This is a genomic window from Nonomuraea guangzhouensis (assembly GCF_019396345.1).
Taxonomy (GTDB): Bacteria; Actinomycetota; Actinomycetes; order Streptosporangiales; family Streptosporangiaceae; genus Nonomuraea; species Nonomuraea guangzhouensis.
This window is the reverse complement of record NZ_JAHKRM010000002.1, coordinates 64,223-81,390: the sequence shown is the minus strand read 5'-3', so window position 1 is coordinate 81,390 and position 17,168 is coordinate 64,223. Positions and strand designations below refer to the sequence as shown.

The 17,168-nt window shown below is 68.8% G+C and carries 16 protein-coding genes; 6 read left to right on the top strand and 10 right to left on the bottom strand.

The genetic code is table 11. The features are described from left to right. Positions 1-4: 4 nt before the first annotated feature. The 5 genes from KME78_RS03385 to KME78_RS03365 all read right to left on the bottom strand — a co-directional run bounded on the left by KME78_RS03385 (position 5) and on the right by KME78_RS03365 (position 5,439). Complete coding sequence (locus KME78_RS03385) at positions 5-811, bottom strand: carbohydrate ABC transporter permease (protein ID WP_219527259.1); 807 nt, start codon at positions 809-811, stop codon at positions 5-7. Then, complete coding sequence (locus tag KME78_RS03380; protein WP_219527258.1) at positions 811-1,710, bottom strand: carbohydrate ABC transporter permease; 900 nt, start codon at positions 1,708-1,710, stop codon at positions 811-813. Before KME78_RS03380 ends, KME78_RS03385 begins: the two co-directional genes overlap by 1 nt. Next, a complete protein-coding gene (locus KME78_RS03375) occupies positions 1,707-2,972 on the bottom strand; it encodes an ABC transporter substrate-binding protein (RefSeq protein WP_219527257.1) in 1,266 nt (421 codons plus the stop codon). The genes KME78_RS03380 and KME78_RS03375 overlap by 4 nt, the downstream gene beginning before the upstream one ends. 27 nt (positions 2,973-2,999) lie before the next feature. Beyond that, on the bottom strand, positions 3,000-4,004 hold the full coding sequence (locus KME78_RS03370) for a LacI family DNA-binding transcriptional regulator (protein ID WP_219527255.1): 1,005 nt from the start codon (positions 4,002-4,004) through the stop codon (positions 3,000-3,002). 166 nt (positions 4,005-4,170) lie between these two features. Further along, the gene (locus tag KME78_RS03365; RefSeq protein WP_219527253.1) at positions 4,171-5,439 is read right to left on the bottom strand and encodes an alpha/beta hydrolase; all 1,269 of its coding nucleotides are present in this window, start codon (positions 5,437-5,439) and stop codon (positions 4,171-4,173) included. Positions 5,440-5,664: 225 nt separating this feature from the next. Between KME78_RS03365 and KME78_RS03360 the strand changes: the two genes are divergently transcribed. Beyond that, positions 5,665-7,698 carry a M14 family zinc carboxypeptidase gene (locus KME78_RS03360; protein ID WP_219527252.1) on the top strand — a complete coding sequence of 678 codons (2,034 nt, stop codon included), beginning with the start codon at positions 5,665-5,667 and terminating at the stop codon, positions 7,696-7,698. Between the two features lie 6 nt (positions 7,699-7,704). Here KME78_RS03360 and KME78_RS03355 read toward each other — a convergent pair whose 3' ends face one another. From KME78_RS03355 to KME78_RS03345, 3 genes are all read right to left on the bottom strand, one after another. Continuing rightward, positions 7,705-9,138 carry a PepSY-associated TM helix domain-containing protein gene (locus tag KME78_RS03355; RefSeq protein WP_219527251.1) on the bottom strand — a complete coding sequence of 478 codons (1,434 nt, stop codon included), beginning with the start codon at positions 9,136-9,138 and terminating at the stop codon, positions 7,705-7,707. A gap of 209 nt (positions 9,139-9,347) precedes the next feature. Beyond that, positions 9,348-9,896, bottom strand: a complete 549-nt coding sequence (locus KME78_RS03350) for a hypothetical protein (protein ID WP_219527250.1) — start codon at positions 9,894-9,896, stop codon at positions 9,348-9,350. A gap of 51 nt (positions 9,897-9,947) precedes the next feature. Next, positions 9,948-10,595, bottom strand: a complete 648-nt coding sequence (locus KME78_RS03345) for a helix-turn-helix domain-containing protein (RefSeq protein ID WP_219527249.1) — start codon at positions 10,593-10,595, stop codon at positions 9,948-9,950. A 164-nt stretch (positions 10,596-10,759) separates the two neighbouring features. On the opposite strand from KME78_RS03345, the gene KME78_RS03340 reads away from it, so the two are divergent. Beyond that, positions 10,760-11,416, top strand: coding sequence for a CBS domain-containing protein (locus KME78_RS03340; protein WP_219527248.1), 657 nt, complete (start codon positions 10,760-10,762; stop codon positions 11,414-11,416). Positions 11,417-11,549: 133 nt separating this feature from the next. Here the strand turns inward: KME78_RS03340 and KME78_RS03335 are convergent, their stop codons facing one another. Continuing rightward, positions 11,550-11,699, bottom strand: coding sequence for a hypothetical protein (locus KME78_RS03335; RefSeq protein ID WP_219527247.1), 150 nt, complete (start codon positions 11,697-11,699; stop codon positions 11,550-11,552). A 217-nt stretch (positions 11,700-11,916) separates the two neighbouring features. On the opposite strand from KME78_RS03335, the gene KME78_RS03330 reads away from it, so the two are divergent. Together KME78_RS03330 and KME78_RS66975 are read left to right on the top strand one after the other, a co-directional pair. Then, positions 11,917-12,441 carry a hypothetical protein gene (locus tag KME78_RS03330; protein WP_219527246.1) on the top strand — a complete coding sequence of 175 codons (525 nt, stop codon included), beginning with the start codon at positions 11,917-11,919 and terminating at the stop codon, positions 12,439-12,441. A gap of 157 nt (positions 12,442-12,598) precedes the next feature. Then, positions 12,599-13,447, top strand: a complete 849-nt coding sequence (locus KME78_RS66975; RefSeq protein ID WP_219527245.1) for a universal stress protein — start codon at positions 12,599-12,601, stop codon at positions 13,445-13,447. A gap of 24 nt (positions 13,448-13,471) precedes the next feature. On the opposite strand, the gene ldt-CoaP is transcribed toward KME78_RS66975, so the two are convergent. Beyond that, the gene (gene ldt-CoaP / locus KME78_RS68505; RefSeq protein WP_504740158.1) at positions 13,472-14,362 is read right to left on the bottom strand and encodes a L,D-transpeptidase, choice-of-anchor protein P-associated; all 891 of its coding nucleotides are present in this window, start codon (positions 14,360-14,362) and stop codon (positions 13,472-13,474) included. Positions 14,363-14,753: 391 nt separating this feature from the next. Between ldt-CoaP and KME78_RS03315 the strand changes: the two genes are divergently transcribed. Both KME78_RS03315 and KME78_RS67825 read left to right on the top strand, forming a co-directional pair. Beyond that, positions 14,754-15,131 carry a VOC family protein gene (locus KME78_RS03315; RefSeq protein WP_219527244.1) on the top strand — a complete coding sequence of 126 codons (378 nt, stop codon included), beginning with the start codon at positions 14,754-14,756 and terminating at the stop codon, positions 15,129-15,131. 354 nt (positions 15,132-15,485) lie between these two features. Beyond that, a complete protein-coding gene (locus tag KME78_RS67825; RefSeq protein WP_219527243.1) occupies positions 15,486-17,072 on the top strand; it encodes an ice-binding family protein in 1,587 nt (528 codons plus the stop codon). Positions 17,073-17,168 lie beyond the last annotated feature (96 nt).

Below are 17,168 nucleotides of genomic sequence, written 5' to 3'. Positions count from 1 at the left end.
GCTCCTATCGAAGGCCGGTGAGGGCGATGCCGCGCACGAAGTAGCGCTGGGTGAGGAGGAACAGGACAGCGGTGGGGACGAACAGGATCACCGAGCCGGCGGCCGTGAGGTGCCACAGCGTGAAGTACTCCTGGTTGAACAGGGTGAGCCCGACCGGGATGGTCCGCATCTCGGGCGTCGTGGTGGCGACCAGCGGCCACAGGAACTCGTTCCACTGGAAGACGAAGGTGAACAGCCCGAGCACGGCCAGCGCCGGCCTGGTCTGCGGCAGGATGATGCGCCGGTAGATGCCCAGTTCGGACGCGCCGTCGATGCGGGCCGCGCTGATCAGATCGTCCGGGATGGGCTGGATGAACTGCCGCATGAGGAAGATGCCGAACGCGTCCATGAGGAACGGCGTGACCAGCCCCTGATAGGTGTTGAGCCAGCCGAGGTTGGCCATCAGCACGTACAGCGGGATCATGCGCACGAAGAACGGCACCATCAGCGTGGCCAGCAGCGCCACGAACAGCGTGTTGCGCAGCGGGAAGCGGAACTTGGCGAACACGTAGCCGACGAGCGGGTCGAACAGCAGGTGCGCCAGCGTGATGACGCCCGCCACGACGAGGCTGTTGACGATGAAGTCGCCGAAGGGCGCGCGGGCGAACAGTTCGGGGTAGTTGCCCCATTGGGGTGCGTCCGGCCAGAGCACCGCGTGCGCCGACAGCGTCTCCGCCTCGGTCTGCAGCGACAGCGACAGCATGTAGAGCAGCGGCAGGACCGTCACCAGCGAGGCGAGCCCGAGCAGGGTGTAAAGGAGAGCGCGCCGCATCAGTACTGGACCTCCCCGCGCCGCCCGGCCCGGAGCTGGACCAGCGTGAACGCCACGATCACGGCCAGGAGCAGCACCGACTGCGCCGAGGAGTAGCCGAAGTCCCTGGTCCGGAAGGCGACGTTGAAGATGTGGAAGACCGACAGGTCGGTGGCGTCGCCCGGCCCGCCGTTGGTGATGATGTACGCCTGGCCGAACGCCTGCAGGCCGGAGATGACCGCCATCACCGAGACGAACAGCGTGGTGGGGGCGAGCAGCGGCAGCGTGATCCGCCAGAACCGGCGCCAGGCGTCGGCACCGTCGATCTTCGCCGCCTCGTGGAAGGTCTCGGGTATGCCCTGCAACCCGGCCAGGAACAGCACCATCGTGTAGCCGACGCTCTGCCAGAGCGTGACCGCGGCGATCGTGAGCAGCGGAGCGGTGTTGAGCCACTGCTGCTCGGGCAGGCCCGTGGCGGCCAGCAGCCGGTTCAGCACGCCGAGTTCGGGGTCCAGGATGTTGCGCCAGAGCAGGCCGACGATCGCCACCGAGGTGAGGTACGGCACGAGCAGCAGCACGCGGAAGGCCACCCGTCCCTTCAGCGGCTGGTCGAGCGCCATGGCCAGGATCAGCCCGAGGACGATCGAGCCGATCACCACGGCCACCGCGAAGACGATCGTGACCAGGAACGAGTGGCGCACGGCCGGGTCGGCCAGGGCCTGGCCGTAGTTGGCGAGCCCGGCGAACTGGTCGGCCTGCGGGCCGGTACGCAGGCTGGTGGCGACCACGTTGCCGATCGGCAGGTAGAAGAAGGCCGCGAAGAACAGGAGCGCCGGGGTCAGGAACAGGTAAGCGGTCCTGGCGTACCGGCCCGTGAGCGTCCTGCGGCGGGCCTTGCGGCGGGTCGTCGATCGGGTCATCGCAGGAAGCCCTCGGCCGCCTCGCTGAACGTCCGCAGCGCCGACTCGGCGGGTTGGTTCTGGATGAGCACCTGCTGGTACATGACCTTGAGCTGCTCCTCGAACTTGCCGGACTGGCCGGTGAGGCGTACCTGCTGCCCGGGATCGGCGGCGTAGCCGAGCGCGTCGGCGAAGACCTTGATGACCGGGTCCGACCGCACCTCGGGCAGGTCGGCCCAGGAGGTGCGGGGCATCAGCATGCCGACCTCCTTGGTGGCGGCCTGTTCGGTCTGGAGGGTGGTGACGCGCTTGATGAAGTCCCACGACAGGTCGGGCCTGGCCGCTTTGGCCGGGACGAACATGCTGACGCCCGCCGCCTGGGTGACCTGCCGCTTGCCCTTCAGCGGCGGAGCCACGCCCAGCTCCAGGTCGGGGTTGGTCTTCCCGATCGGGCCGAGGTCCCACGGGCCGGTGAGGATCATCGCGGCGCGCTTGGCGGAGAACAGCTTCTGCGGGCCCGAGTAGTCGGTGCTCGACACCGGTATGGGGGCCACCCTGTGCTTGTGGATCAGGTCCGCCTGGAACTGCAGGGCGGCGACCGCGTCCGCCACCGGGGTCATGACTTTTCCGGTCTTGGGGTCGTACGGGGTGACGCCTGCCTGCAGCAGCCAGGGCCAGATGTAGGTGTGGTCCTGGTTGAGTGCCACGCCGTAGACGCCGTCCTTGGTCAGCTTCTGGGCGGCGACCAGGAACTCCGGCCAGGTGGTGGGCGGCTCCAGCCCGGCGTCCCGGAGCATGGCCTTGTTGTAGAAGAGCGTGTTGCAGGTCAGATGGAGCTGAACCCCGTACACCTTGCCCTGGTAGGAGTTGCGTTCGACGGTGGCCGGGCGCCAGTCGGCGGGGAAGCCCATCGCGCCGCCGTCGCGGTCGACGTAGTCCTGGAGCGGGCGGGCGTTGCCGGAGATGGCGAACTCCTGCACCCAGCCGCCCGGTTCTTCGACCACGTCCGGGACGGTTCCGGAGGCGAAGTCGGCGAGCAGCCGGGTGCGCAGGTCGGGCCACTGGTACTTCTGCAGATTGACCTTGACCTTGTTGGCCTGCTCGAACTCGGTGATCACCTTGCGGTAGGCCTGGTAGTCGTGTCCGGCGTTCCAGTAGACGGTGAACGTTCCGGGGGCGGCGTTCGGCGCGGTCGGGGCTCCGGCGCAGGACGACAGGACCGGTACGGCGGCGGCCGCCCCGGCCAGGCGGAGCAGGTCGCGGCGGGAGAGATCGGGGGACATCTCGGGTTTCCCTTCTGTCAAGCGCCTTCAGGAAGAGCCCCGCCGCAGGAACGTCCAGGGGCGGACGATCTCGCGGGCGGGCAGGGGCCCATCGGCCTGGAGCCGGTCGAAGAGCAGGCGCACGACGTCGGTGTAGTCGTGTCGGAGCGGGCCGACGGTGCTGAGCTGCGGGTTGCTGATGAGACCCTCGTCGATGTTGCCGACGCCGATCACCGCGACGTCGCCGGGCACGCTCAGTCCGGCGTCCTTGGCGGCGTTGATCACGCTGATCGCCGCCCGGTCGGAAGCCGCGAAGATCGCGTCCGGCCGGTCGGGGGAGCGCAGGAGTTCGGTGGCGGACTGGTAGGCGGCCACGCGGTCGTCCGCGCCGGAGACGATGATCCGCTGGTCCACGCCGTGCCGGTCGAGGGCGGTCGTGTAGCCCAGCAGCCTGCCGGTGGGCTGGTCTCGGTAGAGCTCCTGGCGGTGGGCCATGAAGGCGATGCGCGTCCGGCCCTCGGCCAGCAGGTGCTCGACCGCCTCGGTGCTGACCTGCGTCTCCGGGGTCCGTACGACGTCGCAGCCGTCCGGCACGCTCTCGTTGCGGACCACCACCATCGGCAGTCCGGTGGCGACGATCTCGGCCAGCAGGTCGTGGGGGAAGTGGTCACCGGTCTGATTGACCAGCGCGCCATCGGCGATCCCGCTCCGCAGCACGTCGGCCGCCGCCCGCGCACGGCCCTCGGAGTAGACGGCGAGCGTGATCACGGAGTAGCCGTGTACGTCGGCCATCTCGTGCAGGTCCCTGGCCAGCCGCTCGTCGCTGGGGTTACCGCCGAGCGATCCCTGAACCAGGCAGACCCGCTGGGTCCGGCGCTTGCGCAGGCTCCTGGCCGCCTGGTTGGGCGTGTAGCCGAGCTGCCTGGCCGCGTCGAGCACCCGCTGTCTCGTCTCGGCGGCGACCGGACGGTCCCGGCCGCTGAGCACATAGGACACGGTCGCCACCGAGACCTGCGCCAGCTCGGCCACCTGTCGTGCTGTGGGGCGGCTCATGTTAGTCGAATAACATAATATTTCCGACAGGAAAGATCGGCTTTCTCATGGCTCCGATCTCGTACGACGATCGGTGCGTGGATGATCATCTCGATCTTCCTCCTGGCGGTGTTAAACGATTAACACCGCCAGACCCTACTCTCCTCCTCGTGATCAGATCAACCTGCTACGCGTTGGGGCAGCGAGCCGGGGCCGTGCCGTACGCGTACTGGAGGAAGTCCACCAGGTTGGCGGGCCAGGAGTTCCAGTCGTGCCCGCCGGTGCCGTAGCAGTACCGGTGGTCGACTCCCAGGCTGGTCAGCGTGGTGTCGAAGACGCTCGCGTACGCGCCGAGCATGGCCTCGCCGGCCATCGGGGCGTCGGCATCGGTGTCGGTGTCGTAGGCGCACTCGGCCGGGGCCGGCTGGTGGCCGTTGGCGTACTCGGGCCGGTCGGGCGGGCCGGGAAGGTCCACGCAGCCGCCCGCGTACAGGCCGAACTTGCCGCTGTACGGTGCGTACTTGCCCTGCGTCGCCAGTTCGGCCGGGTTGGCGGCCGGCCAGTCGTCGACCGTCGTGCCGTCCACGACGGCGGTGGTGTGCGGCCCGAACAGGGTGTCCAGCCGGTAGCGCCGCTGCTGGTCCTGGTCGAGCACCAGGATGCCGTTCTCGTACTTGTTGACGCGGTATACACCCCGATCCAACAGGTTGATCGCGGCGCCGGACAGCCACATGGAGTTGGAGATCGTCCGCTGGGCGGCCGGGGCCCGCAGGTCGGTGCCCGGGGAGATGGCGCCGATGACCGAGAACACGTCGGGGTGCGCGGCGGCGTACTTGAGCGTGCCGAAGCCGCCCATCGAGATCCCGGCCAGCCCGCGCCCGGATCGGTCGGTGATGGTGTTGAAGTTGGCGTCGATCCACGGGATGAGCTGCGAGATGTGGTACGTCTCCCACTTGGGCGAGAAATATCCGTCCGTGCGGCCGGCCCAGTCGCTGTACCAGCCGGTCATCCCGCCGGTCGGCATCACCACGATGCCGTCATAGTCCGGCACGTCGGCCATCAGGGACACCAGATCGGCCTTCGTCGTCCACTCGTCGTAGTTGTCCCCGCCACCGTTGATCAGGTAGAGCGACCGGTAGGGGGCGCTCCGGTCCGGGTCGTAGTCGTCGGGCAGGTAGATCCGTACGGTGATCGGCTGGGCCAGCGGGCTGATCGCCGGAGTGCCGCCGGACGCCTGGAAGATCGCCGTGGACGTCATCGTGACGTCCCGCAGCTCGGACCCGTCGGCCTGCGGGTGCCGGTCCACGCGTACGCAGGTGATGCCGTAGCCGTCGGGAAGGGGCAGGCTCGTCGAACACGTCTCGGCCTGCGCCGCGGCCGCCGGGACCACGACCGCTCCGGCGATCAGCAGTAATCCGGCCAGTGCGCGCGCCAACCAGCGCGGGGAATGTCGCATCACTTCTCCTCAAAAGCGCATGGGAAACCGCGCCTCAAGCTACGAAGCGACGTCGTTTTGCGCGTCAACCGCCGGTTTGAGATAGAGGTCAACTTTTATCCGCAAGACCGCTCCGGGATACAACTCCCGCGGTAGTTCGACCGATACACCTCTTTTGAGTGGGTCTTGCCTGTTTCGTCAAGTCGGCTTTCACTGATCTCCATACCGGTGATCCAGGAGGAGCCGATGCGTGGCTTACGGGCGTCCGCGGTCGTTGTGGCGATCGTTCTTCTTACGACATCCCTGACCTCGGGGACGTCCGTCCCGGCGGTCGCCGGGCCGGCCGACCCGGAGCCGGCCTCTCTGGTCACGCTCTCCGTGCCGGACCAGGCCACGATGGAGCGGCTGGTGGCCTCGGGGGCCGACCTCACCGAGCGGGTACGGCCGCAGGCGGACGGCAGCGTCCAGGTCGACGCCGTCGTCACACCGAGTCAGCTCTCGCAGCTCGGGTCGCTCGGCGCCACGTTGGCGACCGGAACACCGGCCCAGCGGACGCCGAAGAGCGGCGCCGCGCAGGACCAGCTGGTCATCGAGCGGGCGGTCTGGTTCAAGACCCGCGACGGGTACTTCCTGTCGGTCGAGGCGTCCAGCAACGCCGGGGCGGCGGCCGTGCTCAGCGCGAGCTGGACGGGCCGGCGCGGTTCCAGCGGGCAGGCGCCGATGGTGCCGTACGTCGATGCGGGCGCGTACCTGGGTCACCAGCTCAGCACTCCGGTGCCGGCGGAGAACCAGCCGCAGTGGATCACCGTCACGTCGGCGGCCGGTGGCAAGGCGGAGGCACGGGTCAAGGAGTGGCCCGACGGCGAGCGGCCCGACCGCACGGGTCCCGGCTACCAGAAGGACTTCGTCAGCCAGTACATGCCGCCGACGCAGCTCAACGAGCGGGTCAAGGCGCTGCACCAGCGCTTCCCCAAGCTCACCGACATCATCACGCTGCCGAACCCGACCAACGGCTACCGGCGGCGTGCCCAAGCCCTGATCGGTGCCGTGCCCGGCGCCGCCGTCGTGGTCACCTCGAACGCCTACGGCTCCGAGGGCGGCAACGACCTGGCCATCGAGCTCGTCAATCCCGGCGCCGCCGACCGGCCGTTACAGGTGACGGTGAACGGCAAGCAGATCACGGTCAGCCTGGCGACCGACGGCTCCGGCACGCCCACCAGCACCGCCGCCCAGGTGGTTGCGGCGATCAACGCGACGCCGGGCATCGCCGTCAAGGCCACGACCTACCGCACGGACGCGGGGCTGGGCGTCATGGCGCCCGCGCCGATCACCCAGCTCAGCGACTTCCTCAAGGCGCCGGCCGACGTCTCCCGCGCGCCGTGGCGGGTGCTGGCGCTGCGCGTCGGCGTCCATCGTGACGGCTCGCGTACCGGAGTGCTCGCCTACGCCCAGGAACACGCCCGGGAATGGGTGGGGCCGCTGGTCACCATCGAGGCGGCGGAGCGGCTGCTGCGCAACTACCCGCGCGACGCGGCGACCCGCGAGCTGCTGAACCGCACCGACATCTTCATCGTCCCCACGGTCAACCCCGACGGCGCCAACTACAGCTTCTACGACTTCAACTCCCAGCGTAAGAACATGACCAACCACTGCCCGGCGCAGCAGTCCGACCCGGCACAGCGCAATACCTGGGGCGTGGACGTCAATCGCAACTACGCCGTGGGCTCGCTGTCCGACGGGTACTTCGGCGCCTCGGCCAACTGCCAGAACGGTACGTTCGCCGGGCCCGCCGAGCATTCCGAGCCCGAGAGCCGCAACGTCATCTGGCTGGCGCAGAGGTACCGCAACATCAAGTTCGCGATGAACGTCCACAGCTACGGCGGGTACTTCATGTGGCCGCCCGGCGCCTACAAGCTCGACGGCCGGGTCACCCTGCCCCGGCCCACGACCCGGCAGGAGGCGTACTTCCTGCGCTCGGCCCGCACCATCGAGCAGGCCATCGCCGCCGAACGCGGCACGGTCACCTGGCCCCAGCAGACCGGGCCGGTGACCGACGTGCTGTATTCGGCGGCGGGCAACTCCGCGGACGAGCTCTGGTACGACCACGGCATCTTCGGGTGGGACTTCGAGGTCGGCAGCGACCTGTGGAACCCCGCCACCCAGAAGTGGGAGGGAGTGGGCTTCCAGTCGCCGTTCAGCGAGGGGCACGCGGAGGCGATGGAGTTCGCCTCCGGCCTCATTTCGCTGATCGGGGTCGCCGCCGACTATCGGGAACCCTGACCGGCGTCAGCCGATCACCCGCGCGACCGCCGGGACCCGCCGCAGCACCAGCCAGTCGAGCAGCAGCACGACCACCATGGTGGCGCCCGCGAGCGGGAACAGCAGGCCGAGCGCCGCCATGATGGCGATCACTCCGTACGTGGTCCGCCTGTTGGTGGCGCGGGCCGGCGCCCCGGCGCGCCCGCGCGGGCGGCGCTTCCACCACATCCACGCGCCGGTGACCACGAGCGTGATCAGGGCCAGGCAGGCGCCGAGCATGACGATCAGGTTGGCGGTGCCGTAGCGGCGGCCCTCGTGCAGGGCGATGCCCTGTTCGACGGCTTTGGCCATGATGCCGTACTCGGCCCAGCCGTAGGAGACCAGCACCCTGCCGCTGTACTGGTCGATGTGGAGCGTCTGGGCCGCGGCCGGGTCGCGGCGGTTGTCGGTCACGACGGTGTAGACGCCCTTCGCGTCAGCCGGGAGGAGGATCTTGATGTCGCATTCGGCCGGCCGGCAGTCACGCAGGACCGGACGGGCGGCGGCCAGGGCCCGCTCGATGGGCAGGGCACGCGGTTGCAGCACGCCGCCGGCGCTCTCGTGCGCGGCGTGGCCGTCGGACTGCGGTACGGGAAGCCGTTCGGCCGACCAGGGCACCTTGGCGTCGGGGTTGGTGGACAGGTCTCCGGAGAGCGTCGAGGTGTGGGGGAAGGCGTCCGCGCTGGGGTAGGTCGAACCGGTGCTGTCCTGGATGCGCTGCAGGCCGTCACCCCACACGCCCGACCAGGGCAGGCCGGAGAGGACGAGGAAGACGACCGCCGCCCCGGCGCCGACTCCGGTGAGAGTGTGCAGGCGGCGCAGCCGGCCGCGGCCCGACCGTTTGGCCCGCTTGTGGGTACGGCGGCCGCTCCACCACAGGTACGTGCCGGTGGCCACGAGGATCAGCGCCCAGCACGCGGCGATCTCCACGACCCGGTCGCCTATGGTGCCCGACATCAGTTCGCCGTGGATGGTGCGTACGACCCGCATGAAGGTGGTCGCGTCGTCGATCTGCCCGACCACACGGGACGTGGACGGGTCGACGTAGACCGAGATGCCCTGGGCCCACGGCCCGGCGTCGGCGCCCTGAAGGATCACCCGGGTGGTCCGGTCCGGGGCGGTGGGCGGGATGACCGACATGACGGCCGCGCCGGGCCGGGCCTGCCGGGCGGCCGCGACCTGCTCCGACAGGGGCCGGGCCGCGGTCACGGGTGCGGCGAGCGTACGGACGTCGGCGTAGTGCCACGCCTCGAACGGCTCCTTGAACAGGTAGATCGATCCGGTCACGGCGAGGACGAGCAGGACGGGCGCGACGAACAGCCCGGCGTAGAAATGCCAGCGCCAGACGACGCGGTAGCGCTGGGACGACAGGACCGGGGTGGTGGGCAGGCTGGTTTCCGGCCGTACCTCTACAGAGGTCATGAACTTCTCCGTTCCGGAGACGCGCACGCCGAAGGCGCGCGAACAGCGGGGGCGGTCATGACCGGACGCACGGGGCATACCGCGGTCGTCGTACGGTCATGACGGACCGGACGTGCGGTGCCCGGGGTACGACGGCGATCCACGCGGTCATACCCGGCGACACACGGTGCCGGTAAGGATCAGCGGAGCAGCGCGACAGCGTCGCCTGCCTACTGAGGCGGCCCCCGGCGGCACAGCGCCCAGGCCAGCACCTGGGACGCGCGGATGGCGGGCGCGACCGCCACGACCGGCGCCACGCGGCGCGTCGTCGCGGGCGGCGCGAGCGCATCGGTGAGCGGCCGCCACAGGTCGCGGAGCGAGCAGGCCAGCAGGGACAGGAGGGTGGCCAGCGCCGTCTCGCCGCGCTCCAGCCACCAGGCCGACAGCGTCGCGACCAGCACGTGCGCCGTCAGCATCCCGAGCCCCGCGGACAGCCCGCCTTCGTGGTGTCCCGTCAACGGGACGGCCGAACCGAAGAGGTGGTGCATGCCGTACTGCGCGGCGAAGGAGGCGGCCAGCAGCGTCCCCATGCTCCGCCGTCGGCGCGCGAGGACGTAGGCCCCCGCGCCGGTCATGGCGGTGGCGGCGGCGACGATCCCCAGCCCGGCGCGCGGGCCACCGGCCAGCACGTGCATGCCGAGCGCGGCGTACACGCAGGCGACCGCGAACACCGCGGCGCGCACGACGCGGCCGGCGGGTCCGATCTGATCGGCGCTCACATGGTCAGATACGGCGCGGCCGGGGTTCTGGTTCGATCCCGCGCTTCGCGATCAGAGGTTGTGGATGCGGCGGCCGGTGACCTGCTGCGGGCTGATGCGGACGTACAGGTGGCGTTCGCCGCCCGCCCAGGGGGTGACGGTGACCTCCGGCAGCTCGTCGGGAGGTATGTGGTGGGCGGGGCCCTGCACGAGCACGCTCCAGCCCTCGCGCTGGGCCTCGTCGATCTGGTCCACCTCGAAGCCGACCTTGATCTCCACGCCTTCCAGGCCGGTACGCAGGTCCTGGTCCATGGGGCCGCCCGAGGCGGTGCGGAAGATGATGGAGCCCTCGTGCAGCTCGTAGTTGACCGGCAGCACGGTCGGGCCGTGGGAGCCGTTGAAGGCCACCCGGCCGATGCCGCCGGGCTCGATCAGCTTGAGGCATTCCTCGCGGTCCAGGCTCTGCAGCGTCGGAGCCGTTCTGGCCCGGCCACGGCCCGGTGGCCGGTCGACGGCGCCGCCGAGGAGGTCTTCGACGCTGGTCTCCAAGGCTCCGGCCAGCCGGTACATGGCCTCGGCGGTGGGGGTGCCGGGATGTTCTTCCAGGTACTGGAGGTAGCCGGGTGACATGTCAGCGCGCTCGGCGACCTGTTCGAGGGTCAGACCGAGCCGCTCGCGGTGATGGGCGATGCGACGCCCGAGGTCGCCGGTGGCTGCCATGATCGTCTCCTAGTCCGGTGGTGTCTTTCCTTCCTGCCCGGATCGCGGCCTTTTAGCAGGTCAAAGGTGGCTTAGGGTCCCTTGGCCGGCGAATTAGGGACTTTCGGCGCTGCCGAGACCGGCCGCCGCGGAGGAACGTGAGAAGGGAAAGCGAGGTACGAACAATGACAATCCTGGTCAAGGACGTCATGGGCCGCGTGGCCATCGCCGTCCTCGAAGACTCGTCGTTCCTCGACATCGTCGCGGCCATGGAGCGCTACGCGGTCGGGGCGGTCACCGTGATCGACGCCGAGAGACGGCCCGTGGGCGTGGTCTCCGAGGACGACCTGCTGCTCAAGGAGACGGACCCGGTACGGCACAGCGTCTCGATGTTCGAGTCGCGTACGCGGCGGCAGGAGCATCAGAAGGCGGCCGGCGTGAAGGCGGCCGAGCTGATGACCGCGCCGGCGATCACCGTCACCCCCGACACGTCCGTCCGTGACGCGGCGCGGTTGATGCACGACAAGCGCATCAGGCAGCTGCCGGTGGTCGACCCGGCCACCGGGCACATCTGCGGCACCCTGCACCAGAGGGACGTGCTGCGGGTCTTCGTCCGCCCGGCCGCCGACGTGCTCGCCGACATAGCCGCGCTGCTGCCGGACCGCGAGGCGTTCTCGGTCGAGGTCGACAGGGCCGTCGTGACGATCGGCGGGAAGGTGCGCCGCAAGTCGCAGACCGTGGCCCTGGTGGAGAGGATCCGCGAGGTCGAGGGGGTGGTGGACGTCGTCTCCGAGCTGACCTACGACACCGAGGACCTCATCGCCACCCCGCCGCTGCTTTGAGGGCCCCGGGATGTCGAGGACGTCGTCGTGCTGCACTGAGCTTCCAGCGACCTCCCTGCTTATGGCCTCACTCCGTTCGGCGAGTCGGTCGCTTGAGAAGCTCCCGACTTCGTCGGGAGCGCGACCTCCCTGCTTATGGCCTCACTCCGTTCGGCGAGTCGGTCGCTTGAGAAGCTCCCGACTTCGTCGGGAGCGCGACCTCCCTGAACTCCTCCTTGGCCAGCAGATCCGCCTCGGACACCACGCCCGTGACGCGGTTGTCGTCGTCGAGGGTCACGGTCATGGCGATCTCCTCGGGTGTCTGAGCGGTTCCGGTGCCTTCATCACAGCTCCGGGGCCGGGTGCCCGGTAGGGCCGTAAGTCCCGTCGGCGGGGGGATGGTGATCCGTCGGCTTCAGGGCCGAAGGTCCCGGTACGGCGGGCCGTACGGCACTGCCTCCGCGACCAAGAAAGGAGTGTGCTCAAGCCATAAGAAAACCAGGGAAAGAAAGGGGAACGTCATGACCAGCGCCGCCAACCCCGTCATGAACACCGATCTCAGCGAGACGGCGCTCCGCCCGGTCGACCGTGTCTGGGCGGTCGCCCGGATCTCGATCGGCTGGATCTTCCTGTGGGCGTTCCTGGACAAGACCTTCGGCTGGGGGTTCGCCACCCCCGCCAAGAACGCCTGGCTCTCGGGCGGCAGCCCGACGACCGGGTTCCTCAAGGGCACCGGCGAGAACGCGCTCGGCGGCTTCTTCTCCGGCCTGGCCGGGCAGCCGTGGGTGGACTGGCTGTTCATGCTCGGCCTGCTGGGCATCGGCGCCGCGCTCATCCTGGGCGTCGGCCTCCGGATCGCCGCCGTCACCGGCACGCTCATGCTGGTCCTGATGTGGGCGGCCGAACTGCCTCTGGCCAACAACCCGTTCATGGACGAGCACATCATCTACTCGATCGTGCTGATCGGCCTGGCGCTCGCGAACGCCGGAACCACCCTCGGACTCGGCCGGTCGCCGATCATCCAGCGCAACCCGTACCTGCGGTAGCTCTCCCGACCGTGCCACGCCCACCCTCGCCCGCAGGGTGGGCGTCGCGCATGCTCCGCGCAAGGGGCCAAGGTCCTGACCTGGGAGGACGTTTGGCGCTTGGCCATCTCACCGGAGGGCGATGTCATGGGAAGGGGGCGTGTGAAGGGGGCGACGCGTGATCATCGTCGGGGTGGACGGCTCGCGAGCGGGGCTCGAGGCCGCCGGATGGGCCGCCATGGAGGCCGCGCTGCGAGGGGTGCCACTGACCGTGGCGCACGCCATGCCGGGCTGGGTCTGCGAGGCCCAGTCGGGCCGGTACGCGGCGGTGGCCAAGTGGATGCGCGACGGTGGCGAGATGGTGCTGGCCGCGGCCGAGGACCGGGCCCGCCGCGAACAGCCGAAGATCAGCATCACGACGGTGCTCCTGCCCGGCGATCCCCGGGTCGCGCTGATCAAGGCGGCGAAGGAGGCCGAGCTGCTGGTCATCGGCAGCCACGGGCTCGGGGGAGTGCGCGGGCTGCTGGTGGGGTCGGTGGCCTACGGGGTGGCCGGGCATGCCGCGTGCGACGTGGTCGTCGTACGGCAACTGCCGGCCCAGTCCCGTGGCGAACTGGTGGCGGCGGTGGACGGCTCGCCGGAGTCGCGCAGCCGGGTGCTCGACTTCGCCTTCGCCGAGGCGGGGCTGCGTGGCGCGAGTCTGCGGGTCGTCCATGCTTGGCGGGGGTTCGAGGCCTCGGAGCCCGCGGACCCTTCGGACAGGGCTGAGCGGGGCGGGCTGTTCGTACTGCGCGAGGTGCTGGCGGGATATCGCGAAGCGCATCCCGATGCCGACGTGATCGAGGAGGCCGTGCGCGGCCACCCCGTCGAGGTGCTGCGTCAGGCCGCCGAAGGTGCGGACCTGCTCGTGGTCGGGTCGCACGGGTATGGTGCCTTCGCCGGGCTGGTCATGGGCTCGGTCAGCCACGCCATGCTGCACCAGTCCCCGTGTCCGCTCGCCGTGGTCCGGAGTGGGATACGGCATTAATGAATTGCAAATATTTGCATCCTTTCATCGCTTGATGAGGACCGAACTGCCCAGCGGGATACGGGACAGGATGCGCAGGGCAGGGGCTGGGACGCGCACGCAACCGTGACTGATCTCTCGGCCGAACACGGATCTGTCCGGCCAGCCGTGCACGGCGATCGTGCCGGGTCCGCCGCTGAAGGTGCGGAGAACGGTCGAGTGCGTGCCCAATGGGAGCATGCGTGGGCTGTACGTCGCATGCTTGGGAATCAGCGAGGCGAGCAGGAACGTCCGTCCCAATGGCGTGGGCGTTGACGGGGCGCCTACGGCGACCTTCCACCTTCCCACCTCGCGAGCGGACTGGAACACCTTGAGCCGGTGAGCGGACAAGTCGATGCGTACGTCGTAGGCGCTGTAGGCATTCCGCAATCCGCCGCCTGCCTCATAGATCCAGCCTGTTGACCGGTTCGGCCGGCTCGGCAGCAGAACGCGTACCCACCCTGTCCGCTTCTCCACCACGGGGACCCACATCGGGCCGCCCAGCGTCCTGGTCGGCAATATCGCCACCGGCGGTCCGCCGGGGTGGGCGTAAACCACCTGCGGCTGCTTGGGGTGCGTCACGCGTCCTTTCGCCGGGGCGAAGGGCGTGGCATCTTTCGGTGCTCCGCGCAATTTCGCGTAGGTCGTGGCATGCGGCAATTGCGCTAGTTGTTCGGCCGACACAGGTGCCGGAAGGATTTGCTGGCGAGGCGCGGCGGCTGGTGGTGCTTGCTGTGGGGGTGCCGTGGTTGTTCCGCAGGCCGTGGCCAAGCTCATTGTGGCGGCCAAGGCCGCGCTCCAGGCGATCGGCTTGTTGACGCCAAATCGATCAGGCAAGGAAACCTCCAATAGGAGACAGTCTATGTATGGCACTGGCGACCTTAATTCATGCGTCATCGCGCTCCCGGCTATCAGGTATCCGCAAGACCAGGACAAGTCTGTTTATTTGGCGACCTGATGCTTAACTGATAAGTGATAGAGGCCGCCATGGTCATGCCATTGGGATGCTCCCTCGCGCGGAGGGAAGGGGCCGTATGTTCATCGATCTCACTGGGAAGACCGCGCTGGTCACGGGATCCACGCAGGGCATCGGGGCGGCCATCGCGGGTGGCCCGGGCGGGTGCGCGTGTCGCGGTCAACGGCCGTACGTCCGTCCAAGGGCGACCTGCACAAGAGACGCCGCAATGACCGTCCCCGGACTTCACGCCGCTCCACTGGTAGGCCAAAAGATCGCCATCCGACGTACAGTCCTCTGGATGGCATAGGTCCAGGAACGAGGGGGCGGCGCGTGGCGGTGTTACGGGAGATCGTGTTTCACTGTGAGCGGGCACCCGCGCTGGCACGGTTCTGGGCGGAGGTGCTCGACGGCTATCAGGTTCGCCCGTACGACGACGCCGAGATCGAGCGACTTGCCAGACTCGGGCGGACTCCCGACACCGACCCGAATGTGGCGCTGGACGGCCCTGGGCCGATCTTGTTCTTCAGTGAGGTCACCGATCGGAAGGCCACCGGCAACCGCGTCCATCTCGACGTTGTCGCCATCGACCGACGTGCCGAGATCAACCGGCTGATCACCCACGGCGCATCAGTGGTGCGCGAGTTCGATACCTGGACGATCATGCGCGATCCGGAGGGAAACGAATTCTGCGTCACCGATCCCCGCTGAGCCCGACGGGGTCGGAGACCTACGTAATTGCCAGGGATTCGCTGATCCTCGGTGGACGGTGGCAGGCTGCGTATGGCCGGCGACCTTGGCGCGCTGAGTCATTGCGCTTTTGGCGCCCTTTGAGAAAAGTCTGTTTATCGGGTGGCTTGTTCCTTGGCTGAAAACTGATAGAGGCTTTGCTTTCCTTTTGCCGGTCGGCTGTAGGTGGTCGTTGATCACCCCGGATAACATGCCGAATTGCGAGGCAGGGATCTTCGGCTGTTTGGGGACTTCCGTGGCCCGGGCGGTCTGGACTCTGCACTTGTGGCAGTCGGCTGTATCCGGCGCGCTCTCCCTAGAGGAAAGATTCGCTAAATGGAAGTAGACTATGGACGGTCGCGATGGGCCTCTCTGCTGGCGGGGGCTTTCGTATTCATCCTCGCCGGGGCTTCGCTGGTCGCATTGCAAACCAGTGCGAAGGCCGCTGAATCACACGTAGGTTTCGCGGCCGCCGGGAAATTCGCGGTCCTGACCGGAGCTACCGTCAAGAACGCCGGTTCGAGCATCATCTCCGGTGATCTGGGGGTGAGTCCGGGCAGCGCGGTGACCGGACTCGCGCCGGGCCGGCTGATCGGCGCGCGGCGCGCGGCCGACGCCGCGGCACTCAAAGCACAGGCCGACTTGGCCGCCGCCTACAAGAAAGCCCGTCGAACCCCGACCCACCGCGTCTCAGGCGACCTCGACGACAGGACGCTCGTCCCTGGCATCTACAAGTCCACATCCTCGCTCGAACTGAACGGCACGGTCACCCTTGATGCCGAGGGCGATCCCGATGCCGTCTTCATCTTCCAAATCGCCTCCACGTTCGTGACCTCCTCAGCCAGCGAGGTCATCCTTACCGGTGGTGCTCAGGCATGTAACGTGTTCTGGCAGGTGGGCAGCTCGGTGACGCTGGGCACGAACTCCACCTTCATCGGCACCGTCCTCGCTCTGTCGTCGATCTCGGTGACCAGCGGGACGACGGTCGATGGCCGGGTGCTGGCTTGTAATGAGCAGGTGAGCCCGACCGCGATCATCAAACACAATTGCGCTCCCGAACCCACGGTGACACCGATGGCGCCGTCTGAGGCGTGTCCGATGGCGGTGTCGTCGGGGTGTCCGGTGGCACCGTCTCCGGCGTGTCCCAAGGCGGAGTCGTCAGGGTGTCCGGTGGCGGCGTCTCCGGCTTGTCCGATGGTGGCGTCGTCGGGGTGTCCGGTGGTGCCGTCCGGGGCTTGTTCCAAGGCGGTTCCGGCGGGGTGTCCGATGGTGACGCCCACTGGGGGTTCGACGGCGGTGATGGGTGGCGCGCCGACGGTCGCTCCGACCGCTTCCACGGCTGCTTCCTCGAAGGCGTGTCCCTTGGTGGCGCCGCCGGTGTGTCCCGATGGGGGGCTGGCGGTCGCACCGACTGGTATGCCGACGGTGATCCGCCCGGTGACACCCAAGGCGACACCCAAGGTGACGCCGAAGGTGGCTCCGATGGCGACGCCCAAGGCGACCCCGAAGGTGGCTCCAATGGCGACGCCCCTGGCGATCCCGAAGGTGACGCCGAAGGTGACGCCCCTGGTCGTCCCGAAGCTGACACCCGTGGTCACTCCAAAGGTGACCCCGAACGTGGTCCACACGGCGCCGCCAGCGTTGGCGCCGACTACCAGGCCAACCGTGACCCGCACACCGACGCCTACCGCGTCAGTGACGCGAACACCGAGGCCTACGCCAACGGTCACCCGCACGCCGACGCCGACGCCGGCTGTGACGCAGACCCTGACACCCGCGTCGTCGGCGACCAGGATCGAGGTGGACCCTGGTCATCGCCACCACCACCATCACCATCACCACTGCGGCCACCATCACCACTGCAGGTTCGAACCGGCGCCCGTCCCGGTCCCGGTCGACACGGATCTGCCTGTGGCCGGCTGACGATTCCGTTTCAGCGCGATGCGCGGGATGACCCGGCCTGCTGAGGTCAGCCCGCTGTACGGCGCGACACGGTGGCTGGTCGCCTCCGCGAGTGCC